Annotated in this window: 10 protein-coding genes; 2 read left to right on the top strand and 8 right to left on the bottom strand. The window is 33.9% G+C overall.

Going from position 1 to position 13,570, the window contains the following annotated elements:
- Positions 1–101: 101 nt before the first annotated feature.
- The 4 genes from K9N40_11340 to manA form a co-directional block, all read right to left on the bottom strand.
- The gene (locus K9N40_11340) at positions 102–1,013 is read right to left on the bottom strand and encodes a site-specific integrase (protein MCF7815059.1); all 912 of its coding nucleotides are present in this window, start codon (positions 1,011–1,013) and stop codon (positions 102–104) included.
- 176 nt (positions 1,014–1,189) lie between these two features.
- Complete coding sequence (locus tag K9N40_11335) at positions 1,190–2,233, bottom strand: site-specific integrase (GenBank protein ID MCF7815058.1); 1,044 nt, start codon at positions 2,231–2,233, stop codon at positions 1,190–1,192.
- A gap of 1,127 nt (positions 2,234–3,360) precedes the next feature.
- The gene (locus tag K9N40_11330) at positions 3,361–4,485 is read right to left on the bottom strand and encodes a site-specific integrase (protein MCF7815057.1); all 1,125 of its coding nucleotides are present in this window, start codon (positions 4,483–4,485) and stop codon (positions 3,361–3,363) included.
- 549 nt (positions 4,486–5,034) lie between these two features.
- Positions 5,035–6,225, bottom strand: a complete 1,191-nt coding sequence (gene manA / locus K9N40_11325; protein MCF7815056.1) for a mannose-6-phosphate isomerase, class I — start codon at positions 6,223–6,225, stop codon at positions 5,035–5,037.
- A 906-nt stretch (positions 6,226–7,131) separates the two neighbouring features.
- Between manA and K9N40_11320 the strand changes: the two genes are divergently transcribed.
- Positions 7,132–8,604, top strand: coding sequence for an aminotransferase class III-fold pyridoxal phosphate-dependent enzyme (locus K9N40_11320; GenBank protein ID MCF7815055.1), 1,473 nt, complete (start codon positions 7,132–7,134; stop codon positions 8,602–8,604).
- Positions 8,605–8,619: 15 nt separating this feature from the next.
- Here K9N40_11320 and K9N40_11315 read toward each other — a convergent pair whose 3' ends face one another.
- Positions 8,620–8,895, bottom strand: a complete 276-nt coding sequence (locus K9N40_11315; GenBank protein MCF7815054.1) for a nucleoside deaminase — start codon at positions 8,893–8,895, stop codon at positions 8,620–8,622.
- 188 nt (positions 8,896–9,083) lie between these two features.
- Between K9N40_11315 and K9N40_11310 the strand changes: the two genes are divergently transcribed.
- On the top strand, positions 9,084–11,030 hold the full coding sequence (locus K9N40_11310) for a tetratricopeptide repeat-containing sensor histidine kinase (protein MCF7815053.1): 1,947 nt from the start codon (positions 9,084–9,086) through the stop codon (positions 11,028–11,030).
- Here the strand turns inward: K9N40_11310 and tadA are convergent.
- The 3 genes from tadA to hflK all read right to left on the bottom strand — a co-directional run bounded on the left by tadA (position 11,027) and on the right by hflK (position 13,446).
- Positions 11,027–11,476: a tRNA adenosine(34) deaminase TadA gene (gene tadA, locus K9N40_11305; GenBank protein MCF7815052.1), complete on the bottom strand. Its 450-nt coding sequence runs from the start codon at positions 11,474–11,476 to the stop codon at positions 11,027–11,029. The genes K9N40_11310 and tadA overlap by 4 nt on opposite strands.
- 61 nt (positions 11,477–11,537) lie before the next feature.
- Positions 11,538–12,488, bottom strand: coding sequence for a protease modulator HflC (gene hflC / locus K9N40_11300; GenBank protein MCF7815051.1), 951 nt, complete (start codon positions 12,486–12,488; stop codon positions 11,538–11,540).
- The gene (gene hflK, locus K9N40_11295) at positions 12,472–13,446 is read right to left on the bottom strand and encodes an FtsH protease activity modulator HflK (GenBank protein MCF7815050.1); all 975 of its coding nucleotides are present in this window, start codon (positions 13,444–13,446) and stop codon (positions 12,472–12,474) included. The genes hflC and hflK overlap by 17 nt, the downstream gene beginning before the upstream one ends.
- Positions 13,447–13,570: the final 124 nt, after the last annotated feature.

Raw genomic sequence — 13,570 nt, 5'->3', positions numbered from 1 at the left:
TAACATTCGTACTCACGCCTACTTTTTTGGTAGACATAACTAACTATAGATATCCAAAAAATAGTATACAATAACTTTTTTCTGGAGTTATTGTATATCTCCTAACTTTCGAAATCCAAACTGTCGACGGGGCTTAATATTTTCTCAAATCCTCTCTTTGTTATGTGCGTATATATTTCTGTCGTTTTAATGTTTTTATGCCCCAAAATCTTCTGTATATACCTCAAATCTTCTCCCTGCTCCAATAAGTGTGTCGCAAAGCTGTGACGTAATGTATGAACCGATGCTTTTTTGTCAATATTTGCTTTATGTAAAGAATCATAAAAAATTTTTTGTACCATTTTTTTCGAATACTTTCCTTCATTTTTTCCTTCAAAAAGCCAGACTTTCGGTTTGTAAATCTTAAAATATTTTCTTAACAAGATCAACAATTCTTCAGCTAATATCGTGGTTCTATCTTTTTTGCCTTTTCCACCTCGTACATATATTAGTTTGCGTTCACTGTCTAAATCTGCAATTTTCAAATTTACCACTTCACTCAATCTCAATCCTGCTGAATAAATTGTCGAAAGAATGGTTTTGTGTTTCAAGTTTTGTGTACAATCCAGAATTCTTTTTACTTCCCTTTTACTCAATACAATCGGTAACTTTTCCTCATTATTGCGGGGCATTTCGAAATAGTATTTCTTTGTATCTCTTCTCAATATCTTCTCAAAATAAAACTTTATAGCGCTTATAGCTTGCTTCTGATATGAAAGCGAAATTTTCTTTGTTTCTAAAAGATAAAGAATATACTCTTTCACATTTTCATCTGTCAGTTGGGAAGGCTGCATATTAGAAAAATGATCAAAAAACCTGATTATATGATCTTTGTAGACTGTGATCGTATTTTCACTGTAGCGTTTAACTATCAACTGATCGATCATATCTTGAATTGCTTTCTGCCTATGATTTTCCTTCTTTTCAGGGAACAGAGTTAGAAATTGTTTTAAACATTTTTCACTTTGTGGCATCACCCAGGATTGCTGCGGTCCGCTGAAATAACAACGATCTATTGTAAGAGCATGCTTTTTGGTAAAATGAAAGGCATAGACTTCAATTTTATAGCGATCACTTTCAATCGGAATCAGTTTATAATCTTTTGTCTCTAACTCGATCATTTCAAATTTCCCATTTCACATTTTCCATTTCAAATTTCCAAGTTGTCCAACGGGCTTGTAATTGCCTTAATATCCTTTTTACTCGCCTTTAGATATTTCATTGTAGTCTTAGTTTGCTTATGTCCCAGCATTTTCTGAATATATCTTATATCAACTCCTTTTTCTATCAAGTGAACAGCAAACGAATTTTTCAATATCGTTAATGTTGCTGTTTTCTTTATCCCGCTTCTCTTTACTGCTGTTTGGAAAGCTTTCTGCAGCTTTCTTTTGGAATATTGTTTACCGGGATTGCTCTCAAACAACCACATTTTTGGTTTATATTGCTTGAAGTATTTTTGCAAAAAGACCAGCAGCTTTTCCGCTAAAACTACATATCTGTCCTTGTCTCCTTTTGCACTGCTGATAAAGATTTTCATCGCTTTTGAATCTATATGTTCTGGTTTCAGGTAAATTATCTCGCTGGGAGATAATCCAGCGGAATATACCAGGAAAATCATGCATTTATCACGTAGATTAGTAACGTACTTCAAAATTGTAGCGACTTCATGTTCGTTCAAAACTTTAGGTGTTGATTTTGGTCTATGAGGGCGAGGAGCATAATAGTCATCTAATTCTCTATCCAAAACTTTGGTGTAATAAAATCGAATTGCTGTGATAGCATTGTTTTGATATGAGGGAGAGCACTTCTTTTCTTCTACTAAGTAAACTATGTATTTTCTAATCTGATCAGGTGTGATATCAGCTGGTTTTGTGTTGGGATAATGTTTTAAAAACTTTCTGAAATTTTGTGAATAAGTTTTAATAGTAGATTCATTGTAATCTTCCCTTACCAAAGCATCAATATATTCCGCTGGAACTTCAGAATATTCAACAAATTCCAGTTTATCTTTAAATTGTTTATTTAGCTTTTGAATTACTTCTTCCTGGTAGGGAATATGCCAGAACTTATCATTTACCGACCATTTCCTGCCCTCGATCTGTTTTATCAGATCAATTACTTCTCTATCATATTTGAATATCAGGGCAATGCGCTTTTCATCTTTAATAGAGCATTCTTTCAATTCAATCTGCATTATTTTCCCTTGATTTCAAAACTAAAAACGAACCTGTTAGTATAAACAATATTTGTCAAAAGAAAACTTCCGATTGTATCCCTCAAAAAATATTTATTTTCCAGTCATCAACAAAAAACACAATAATTTCATTTTTTTTCAAGCCCATGAAATTATTCATGGGAACAGCATACAAATCTTTTATAATAACCATTTCAATGGTTTTCATGTATTTGTGCAAACGGTTGAAACCGTTGTCCGATATTTTTCTGGTATCAAGATTCCCACGAATGAATTCGTGGGCTTTGTTGGATGAGGTTTAGGACGGATAAAATTGCAACAATTTCATTTATTGCAATAAATTAGGTTTATATCTTCCAAATTTTTCGGGGGATATGTGAAAACTTCCGATTGCTCGCAGATCATCGGAATGTTTTGAAAAATTCTAATTTTTGAGATTTGACTTCAAACTTGGACTGGAGTTCAGTTCCGTCTGGACTTCAGGCGTTCTTCCGATTTCAAATTTCTCATTCTCTCAGGTATTCCGCACGCTGGCACTCCCTCTTATCCTCATTTCCGCTTCTACCCTTTCACGCTTTTTCTCAAATTCCTTGACACTTCCTAACCCTCAATCAAATTTTTCACGGTTTAAGAATCGCTTTTCGAATTTATGAGAAAACGATTCATCGACAAGGTATGGCTTTGCAAAGCAAAACTCACCGTCGATCTGCAGTATTATTAAAAAAAAATGTGTTGTTTAATGTATCATCGACTGATAAATTGATTAGACAAAACAATTTACGTTTTCATCATGCTGGTCTATATTTACAATGCTGATCTATCTAAAATTCTATGCATTTACATCGGTCGATCCTTATTAAAAATTTTTGTTTAAAACGAACGTTTAATATCTCAAATGTCGTTCGTTCGTAGCTGGATGAGAACAGAGCATATTTCCATCCTGATACAGATTTGTTTGTAGAATTAACTCCTGGTCCTTTAGCCGTGGGTGAACTTGCAGACTTTGCCAAATCTGAACATCTAAAAATGGAACGATGCCTATTATATTTCGCTGCAACAAGAACTAAAAATTAACTGTTGATAACAAGTTTCGGGAAGAAGAGTAGATTGTTAAAGCTTGATGATAATTAAATTCTGGGGGAATAATAATCTGGATATCTGAGGGCTGCAAGATCTTTCTTCTTATTTACTAACTTGGCGTAAATGAGTGTATGCTTGATGTCTGTGTGCCCTAACAATTCAGACACTTCATAGATATCCATGCCATAAGTGACACCCATTGTAGCAAATGTATGCCTTCCGCAGTGAAAAGTAATTTCCTTGTTTATCCCCAAAGATTTTACCCATTCTTTTATCCGCCGATTCATGTAATCATCATCAAGGAAATGAAACACATATTCGCTGTTTCCCACGATAGATTTCTGTTCTTCTATTATCCTGATAGCATTTGAATTGAGCAGAACATCCAACGGCTTTTTTGTTTTTATCTGAACGATAGAAAGTCTATTATTTCTTATGTTTTCGAATTTTAGTGCTTTAGTATCTGACAATCTTAATCCGGTAAAAATGGAAAATAAAAATGGATTCCTTACTCTAATATTTGGATGTGGATTCTTGATTAGCTTAATAACTTCTGATTCATCCAGATATCTTATTGGCGGATCTGTTGGCTTGGGATGCTTTACCTTTTTAAAATAATTCAGCATAGGTAGGTTATGTTTATAAATAGCATGATCCAAGGCTTGATTGAGTTTGGAGAAATAGTAAATAGTTGTATTTACCGATAGTTTTGAAAGCATATAATCTTTAAGATTTTCACAAAAGATTTCATTGATTTTAGAAAATTTTATGGAACCTTTGGTAAAGGCATCAAGATGAGAATAAACGCTATGCCAATTTCTCTTTGTATTACCTGTATATTTTTCAGCCAGGTTTTTGAAATAGATAACGAAGTTAGCATCCATTTTATTTCTATTGAGACTGTAAAGATCAGAATTTAATCTGAACTTTTCTTCTTCAATTCTCTGGAGATCTTTTATTTTAAGAAGCAGAGCTCTGTCAGTTGACCAATCTTTTGGATCTCCTGAAAGATATATTTTGAGATATTTTCTTTCTCTACCATTATTATTTCTATAATCTAAATAGGCAGAATAACCCGATTTTATTCTCTTTAACCTGATTTTTATCCTGGAACTGTCGTTATAATTACTAATTTTATTAACGACCTTTTCGTTCAAATCCTTATAATTCAAAGTTTAATCTCCTTGTAATGATTACAATCTGGGTGACCAAAAAGTGTACACTTTTTATAAAAATAACCAAAAATAACGGAAAACAACCAGAAAGTAAAATCTTTTTAAATCACTATATTTAAACTGATTAACAAATAACTATAAACAACCATAAATGTCAAGAAATTAAGAAATTTTTCAGGGTTCGAATCCCTGACTCTCCGCCAGTTATTTTCTGATAAAACTTATAGTTTTTTTTCCAGTTAGTTATTTAGGGTTTGAGAACCCTGGAACTTCTTGCTGATTTCGACCACGAGCTTGAATCTGATATCGAGATTACGAGATATTAGAAGCGAAGTAGCGCAGACCGAAAAAGAAACGGTGTTTCTTTGAATCTGCAATCCCTGACTCTCCGCCAGATATTTTCTGATAAAGCTTATAGTTTTTTCCAGTTAGATTTTTTAAAGTATGAGAACCTTGGAACTTCTTGCTGATTTCGACCACGAGCTTGATTAAGATATTGAGTTTACGAGAAAAAATATGGGAAGTAGAGTAAACTGAAAAAGCTATCTATCTCCTTATGGGTATTTTTGCCCGAAAGATCTTTGCTGTTCCCTGTATAGAATATTCATTTATGTTATTTGGAATAAAAACAGATTCTCCTTTGCAAAATGAAATATTCTGCTGCGAATTCAAAATAGATTTACCTTCGATACAAAACAGAATTTCCGGACCTTTATTTCTAATTTTAATTTTTTGATTATATAAATTTAGGTAAGAAAGCTCAAATTCATTAGCAGGAGTTTTATATGTTTTTTCGTATGATGTACTTTTTTGTGGCTGGACCTTTTCGATATCACTACCGGAAAAATGTAAAACCTTCAAAAGTTCTGGTACATCAATGTGTTTTGTTGTAAGACCTCCGCGCAAAACGTTATCGGAATTTGCCATGATCTCGATTCCTGTTCCTTTAAGATAGGCATGTAAAACTCCAGCTGGCAGATATAATGCTTCTCCGGAATTTAATTCAATCAAGTTCAATAGCAGAGGAGAAAGTACTCCAATATCACCTGGATAAAAATTTTGTAGCTTTTTGATCCAGTAAATTTCAAATTTATATTCTTCAGGTTTTGAGATTTTATTAATGTTGCAGATCAGATTATCAATCCAACTTTGTTGTTTCTTTTTGTCTGCATTCATCAATCTTGAAAAAAAATCTTTCAATTCGATTTCATTGTTTTCTGCAAAATCGTATTTCGGTAATATGCTTTTCATTAAAAAGGTATCCAAAAGATTTTTTATCTCAGATAAGGGACGAAATCCACACATTGCTACAAAAGGTGTAAGAGCACAGATCAGTTCCGGCTTGTGATTGTTATCCTTATAATTTCTATCAAATGCATCGATTGGTTTGCCGCTGGAATTTTCTAATTCGAATCCTTCTTCTGCCTGATTTTTGCTGGGATGTACCTGAATAGAAAGAGGAGTTTCGGCGGACAATATTTTCAGTAAAAATGGTAATTTATTGTTAAATGAATCTTGACATTCTTTTCCTAGAGCAGCTTCTGGGAATTTCTCGATCAATTGCATTAAATTCATTTTCAGCTCGATAACCCGTGACGGAGCTTTGGGATGAGCTCCCATCCACAATTCGGCGCAGGGAAGTTTTTTCTCATTATTTATTTTCAGAAGCTCAGGAATGAAATCTTTTGTTCCCCAATTGTAGTTCTGAATTTGATTTTTTAATTTATAAATTCTCATATTCCACCTAAAATATGTCAATCTAATGTTTATCTGGAAAGATGTCGATCCGAAGTAGGGATTTGATAAAATAAAGTATCGTAAAATGATAACAATTACTTCGGTCCTTAACAGATATTTTAGAAGCCTTTTGATTGATGCCTTTATCTTCAAAATGCAAGATTTTTATTTTTTCTTTATTTTCTGATTTTATAATTACCAAAACTACTCTCCAAACAAAAAAATATTTAACTAAGTAAACCTAAAAATTTATTTTTTTATGTCAATATACAAAAAATCTAAACCCATAAACAGTAGATTTTTTTATAGTAATATGAATTTCATCTAAACAAAACATATTGCATTTGCTGAATATAACATTTAATTTTTAAATGTTTGTAGATGAAATAAATGGTTTATCATTAAGCAGTTAAAACAATAGAAATCTCGATGCTATAATTGTGTTTTTAGAATCATCTTAAGTATTCATGCATCCCCCGAAAAATTTGGAAGGTATAAACATAATCTATTGTAATAAATGAAATTGTTGCTATTTTACCCATCCAAAACCTTATCCAGCAAAGCCCACGAATTAATTCGTGGGAATCTTGATACCAGAAATATATCGGACAACGTTTTCAACCGTTTGCACAAATAATAAACCATTGAAATGGTTACTACAAAAGGCTTTGTTTGCTTTTCCCATGAATAACCCAGTGAAATTGAATTGATTTCACAGGTTAAAAATTCATGGGCTTGAAAAAAATGAAATTATTGTTTTTTTTTGTTGCTTACTGGAAAATAAATATTTTTCGGGGGATGCGTGTTAAGTATTTACTTGACGTTGTTAATTGGTTTTATAACAATCAAATACATGAATAAAAAAATTGCTGATTTGGTTATATCGGTAAAAAAAGGAGACTTAAAATGAATGAACTGGTTCAAAAGTTGTATGAAATAAGAAACTATTCAGGCAGAAGAGTTACAGAAGGTTTATCGGATGAAATAATAGAGACATTCCTGGATGATAAAGATTTGCAAAAAACTATAAACACAGCTTTCCAAAGTCACAGATCACTTCAAAGGGATTATTCAGAAGAATTGCAGATGGATGAACAAGATTTATGTATCCTACTACAGAAAGATTATGAAAATTTTTATCCCGAGAAAACTCGTAGCCCATTTGTTGCTTTAAGTGCATTTGGTCCCTGGATTGTAACTTCTCACGGAGGTGTCCTTCATGATTCGGCCGGATATGGCATGCTGGGAATGGGACATTCATCATCTATCCTATTAGAATCAATGTCAAAACCCTGGGTAATGGCAAATGTGATGACTCCACAATTCAGCCAAAAACGTTTTGCTGATTTACTAAAAAAAGAGATTGGACACACGAAAGATAGTTGTCCTTTTTCCAAGTTTATCTGCATGAATAGTGGTTCGGAAGCTGTTAGTGTTGCTGCCAGGATTTGCGATATTCAAACAAAAAAAATTATGGAAAAAGCAGAAAACAGGAATAAAAAGGTTAAACAGCTTTCTTTGCAGGGAGGATTTCACGGTAGAACTTATCGAGCTGCCAAAGTATCAGATTCTACTGGAAAAATTTACCGGGAAAATCTCTATTCATTCTCTGATATTGATGATTTAATTATCGTTCCACCAAACGATCTAACAGCATTGAAAGAAATATATAAAAATGCTGCCGATAATAATATATTTATTGAAGCTTTTTATATGGAACCTGTTATGGGAGAAGGTGTTTCGGGATTGGCAATTACACCTGAATTTTATAATTTAGCGCGCAGGTTGACTTCTGAACATGGAAGTATGTTGATTGTAGATTCAATTCAGGCAGCTCTAAGAGCTCAGGGAGTTTTGAGTATAATTGATTATCCTGGTTTCGAAAATTGTGAAGCACCAGATTGTGAAACTTACTCAAAAGCTTTAAATGCTGGTCAATATCCACTTTCGGTAGTGGCACTAACAAAGAAATTTGCTGAGTTGTATGTTCCAGGAGTTTATGGAAACACCATGACGACAAATCCACGAGCTTTAGAAGTCGGCTGCGAAGTACTGGAAAATATTACTCCAGAAATCCGCAAAAATATTGTGGAAAAAGGCAGAGAATTTAAAACAAAATTACAACAACTGGCTGATGAATATCCTGAAGCTATCGAAAGTGTGATTGGTACGGGTTTGATCGTAAATGCTGAATTGAATAAAGATAAATTTCCTGTTGTTGCCGAAAATGGTTTTGAATATTATTTGAGAACAAATGGTATAAACATGATTCATGGTGGAGATAATGGAATAAGATTTACACCACATTTTGCTATTACCAGCAAAGAAATTGATTTGATTATCTCAACGATTCGGGAAGGCATTATTCAGCTTTCATAAAAAGTTAGTTAGAAATCAGCGTCTTGTTTTAAAAAAAAATTTGATAAGAGTTTTACATTCATCTGATAAAACTCCGGAAATTACTTTGGGATTATGATTAAAACTTTTATCTAGAAGTGCATTATAAATTGATCCAACAGCTCCGGCTTTTTCATCGTAACTGCCAAAAACGACTTTCCCAATTCGACTCCAGATTATCAAGCCAGCGCAGATCAGGCAAGGTTCAACCGTTACATACAAAGTGCAATCCTGCAGGAATTTATTTCCATTTCTTATCGCTGCTTCGATCACCAGCTATTGAAACCGCAGATGGACATTGATAACGCAGGTAATACTTGATCAACTTGGGATGTGAACCCTGGTTATTAAATCAGATGAAATAATTAATATCATCAAAAGTCAGAATTGATTGGACGTTTATTTAAGAAAAATATTTTTTGTGATGTTTATAAAAAAAATATGGAAGACGTGAGAGTTTTATGAAATCAATTGCTGAAATAAGGCGGATTCTAAAATCTGATCAAATAGATATAGCTGAAAAGACCGATCTATACTTTCTGTTAGCAGCCCGATATTTTACTAATGATAATAAAAACTGCATAGAGCAGATTAAGAACTTTCTTAAAATGCAAAAAGAATGTGAGATTTCTTCTGAAAAGATAAAATTAGCAGAAAAGATCAAAGAAGAAGCTGAAGCAGCTGGATACTCAGACAGAATGGTTAAACTTTATTTTGAACTGGGTGATCAATATCGCAGAAATCAATTAGAAACAGCTCTATTCTTTTATGAAAGAGCATTGCAAATATCCACAGAATTGAATTCAAAAAATTTGGTAGCAGAAAGTTATAGTAATATTGCCTATGTTTACAACAAGCAGAGTGCTTATGAAAAATCATTGTCAATTCTTGAAAAAGCACTGAAATTAACTGATGAAATTCAGGATAACAAGATAAGGTCAAAATGTTTTTCACAGATTGGAGAAATTCATTATTATAAAGGCGCAATTGACCAAACATTACATTATTATCTTGAAGCCTTAAAATTGGATGAAGAATCAGGAGATCCACGGGAAATATCGAAAAGCTTCAATAATATCGGAACTGTTTACTACAGAATCCACGATTTTGAAAAAGCTGAGGAGTATTTTAGCAAAGCTCTGGAAATAAAACTCACTTTACCAGATAAAGCTGGATTAGCTTTTTCTTATAACAACCTGGGGGCAATAAATTATATCCAAAAAAAATATGATAAAGCTCTGGAGTATTATCAAAAATCACTTAAGATCAGAAAGAAGTTAAATGATGTGCGTGGTTCGATTTCTTGTTATAGTAATATTGGCGGAGTATATTTCGATTTGGATAAGCCTGAAGAAGCTCTGAACTGGTTCAATCGGGCCTACGAATTTTCTTTGCAGCTAAATGATAAGCACAACGCTGCTTTAGTAGTTGGAAATATTTCGGGTGTATACCTTAAAATCGGGCAATATAATGAAGCTGTAAAAAGTGCTGAAATAGAGTTGAAACTGGCTCAAGAATTAGGTGAGTTACCATTACAAAATTCCGCCTATCGGATTCTTTTTATGGCTTACGAGAAAAAAGCTGATTTCAAGAAGGCATTTGAATATCATAAAAAATTTAAAGAAATATCTGATGAGATCTATAATAATGATAGCGAGAAAAAGATTTCTGAAATGAAAAGTAGGTTCGATCTTGAAAAGAAAGAAAAAGAAGCTGAAATTTATAAACTGAAAAATGTAGAATTAGCTCAGGCAAATAAACTTGTTCAAAAAAAGAACAGAGAATTGGAAGGTTATAAAAATCATCTCCTGCTGGTTAATCAAATATTGCGACATGACATAGCTAATGATCTCTCAGTTATCAAAAGTGCAGCAAGACTCTACAAAAATAAATCAGAAACAGATATGTTAATTGAAATCGAAAAGAGAGTTAACAAAAGTTTGGATACCATAAATAAGCAGCGAAATCTTGAAAACAATTTAATTTCTAAACTAAGAAAATTTAATCTCGATGAAGTTTGGAAAAAATTGGTGGAAGATCATCCTGGAATTAAATTTGTTATCAATGGAAGTGGAGAGATTTTTACTGATGAAGCTATCTTTTCCGTTTTTGAAAACTTAGTCAATAACTCCCTTCTGCATGGTAAAGCTGATGTTATAGATATTAGTGTTAAACCTGTTGATGATCATTACGAAATTCGCTTTGCAGATAACGGAATCGGGATACCAGAAGAAATCAAAACAAAGGTTTTTGAAAAAGGATTTATTTTTGGTGATTCTGGACATACCGGCATTGGTTTGCATATTGTCAAAAATACGATCGAAAGATACAATGGAAAGATTTTTGTAGAAGATAATGAATCTCAGGGTGCTGTTTTTGTGATTAAATTAAGTAAATCGCAAAGTTAATTTCTCTTCTCTTTAAAAAAACGCGTTATTATTTCAGAACATTCCCTCGCCAAAACACCCGAAACAATTTCCGGATTATGATTAAAACTTTTATCTAGAAGTGCATTATAAATTGATCCAACAGCTCCGGCTTTTTCATCGTAACAGCCAAAAAAGACTTTCCCAATTCGACTCCAGATTATCAAGCCAGCGCACATCAGGCAAGGTTCAACCGTTATATACAAAGTGCAATCCTGCAGGAATTTATTTCCATTTCTTATCGCTGCTTCGATCACCAGCTTTTCAGCGTGGGCAAGAGGGTCATTAAATTGATTTGTACGATTATGATTTGCGGCGATCAGTTCATTATTTCTTACAAGTGCTGCACCGATGGGAATTTCAGTTTCTGCAAAAGCTTTTTTTGCTTCTTCCAAAGCCTTCTGCATCCAATATTCATGACTTTTCATAAATCGCTATAAAAAAAACTCGTTCCTGAAAAAAATCTCAGGAACGAGTTAGATATTCATGTTATTTTGAACTTTTCAAGAATTTATAGTAATCGCTGTCAGTCGTCATGATCAGCGTATTTTTCTTGTCGATAGTGAGTTCGTAAGTTTCCAGGGTTTTCAGGAATTCATAGAAACCGGGATCGCGATTGTAAGCATTTGCATAAATATTTATAGCTGATGCATCTGCTTCACCTTTGATGTTCTGAGCAGTTTCATAAGCTTGCGATTCGATCTGATCAAGGTCTTTTTTCATTCTACCCAGAATTTCAGAAGATTTTCCTTCGCCTTCCGAGCGAAATTTTGTAGCGATCTTCTGGCGTTCAGAGATCATTCTATCAAATACTTTTGATTGTACATCCTCGTTGTAATTGAGGCGTTTGATGCGTACATCAATCAACTCGATGCCATACTCAGCAATCAATGGTTTGGATAAAACAAAGATGGAATCGGCAATACTACGCCTTCCGAAGTGGATAGTTTCTTTGATCACATCACCCAGATCGCTGGTTTCAAATTCTTCGGTAAAGGTGAGTTGACGATTGGAGTTTCGCACAATCTCCAGAAGCTTATGTGAACTGATAACATCTCGCGTGGTACCACTGATAATATCATCCAGACGACTATGAGCGGCAGTTTCAAAGCGAGTTGTTTCGTAGAATTTCAAGGGATCATTTATTTGCCAGCGAGAGAAGGTATCCAGCCAGATATATCTTTTATCGGAAGTGGGAATTTGTTTGGCATCGCCGTCCCATTCCAGAATACGTTTTTCAAAAAAATGAACTTTTTGAATAAAGGGAATCTTGAGATGTAAGCCGGCAGAATTTATTGTACCACCAACTGGATCACCGAATTGAGTGATGATAACCTGCTGTCTTTCGTCAATTACATACAATGCATTAAAAATGATTATCAGGGCAACTACAGCTACGATTATTAGTGTTTTATATTTCATTTTACTTACCTCCGTCATTCAGGTCCAATAGTGGAAGCAAACCTTTTTGCTCTTCATCAACGATGTAAACCTTTTCTACATTCGGTAAGATTTTCTGCATTGTTTCCAGATACATGCGCTTTCTGGTTACAGTTTTAGCATTTTTGTACGTATTATACATTTGCATAAAACGGTCAGCATCGCCATTTGCCCGGTTCACGCGATTGATGGCATAACCTTGAGCTTCTTCGATGGTTCGCTTGGCTTTACCACGTGCTTCCGGAATTATTTCATTATACTTCTGCCAGGCCTGATTGATGATCCTTTCCTTTTCCTGTTTGGCAGAATTCACTTCGTTGAAAGCGGGTCGTACACGTTCTGGTGGATTTACATTTTGCAGATTAATCGTTACTACTTCGACACCTGCTTTATAGTAGTTCAATTCTTTTTGCAATAAAATTTCCGCTTCATCAGCAATTTCTTTTCTGTTAAGAACGATAACTTCATCCACACTGCGATCTCCGACCACTTCACGTATTACCGATTCGGTCAGGTCACGAATAGTTTCTTCCACATTTCGCACATTAAAGAGATATCTGACCGGATCTTTGATGCGGTATTGAATTATCCATTCCACATCTGCGATATTCAAATCACCGGTAAGCATCACAGATTCCACATCGAAGTTGCGACGAGAAAATTGTGATTTTACACCTGCTCGCATGGTGCGGAAACCAAACTCTTCCTTGAAGACTTCTTTCACTTTTACTTTGGTAAGTTTATCCACTCCAAACGGAATTTTAAAATGAAGTCCGGGTTCAGTGGAAACCACATATTTCCCAAATCTCTGGATCACACCCAATTCTTCGGGATTGACAGTGTAAAGTCCTGTTAAAATGAAAATAGCAACAGCAATAATGATCACGATGGTTAGAATTCGTTTTTTGGGAATTTTGGGAATTTTGGCACTTGCTTTTATTTCTTCAAAATCAGCCATAAATGCTCCTTTTTTTGTAAATCGGTTTCGAGATAAAATTTATCTCCACAATTTTCTGTTTCGATGTTCAAAAAACTATCTTGTCACTTTTATATGATCTGAATCTACAGACACTGCTACGGCT

The sequence above is a fragment of the Candidatus Cloacimonadota bacterium genome, from assembly GCA_021734245.1.
Classification (GTDB): domain Bacteria; phylum Cloacimonadota; class Cloacimonadia; order Cloacimonadales; family TCS61; genus B137-G9.
Note: the sequence above shows the minus strand (reverse complement) of the source record. Positions and strands in the feature narration are given on the sequence as shown.

Bases quoted from the DNA above. Each gene is read 5' to 3' on its own strand.
- K9N40_11340 (MCF7815059.1), bottom strand. From the start codon at position 1,013: ATGCCACAAAGTGAAAAATGTTTAAAACAATTTCTAACTCTGTTCCCT.
- K9N40_11335 (MCF7815058.1), bottom strand. From the start codon at position 2,233: ATGCAGATTGAATTGAAAGAATGCTCTATTAAAGATGAAAAGCGCATT.
- manA (MCF7815056.1), bottom strand. From the start codon at position 6,225: ATGAGAATTTATAAATTAAAAAATCAAATTCAGAACTACAATTGGGGA.
- K9N40_11320 (MCF7815055.1), top strand. From the start codon at position 7,132: ATGAATGAACTGGTTCAAAAGTTGTATGAAATAAGAAACTATTCAGGC.
- K9N40_11310 (MCF7815053.1), top strand. From the start codon at position 9,084: ATGAAATCAATTGCTGAAATAAGGCGGATTCTAAAATCTGATCAAATA.
- tadA (MCF7815052.1), bottom strand. From the start codon at position 11,476: ATGAAAAGTCATGAATATTGGATGCAGAAGGCTTTGGAAGAAGCAAAA.
- hflC (MCF7815051.1), bottom strand. From the start codon at position 12,488: ATGACGGAGGTAAGTAAAATGAAATATAAAACACTAATAATCGTAGCT.
- hflK (MCF7815050.1), bottom strand. From the start codon at position 13,446: ATGGCTGATTTTGAAGAAATAAAAGCAAGTGCCAAAATTCCCAAAATT.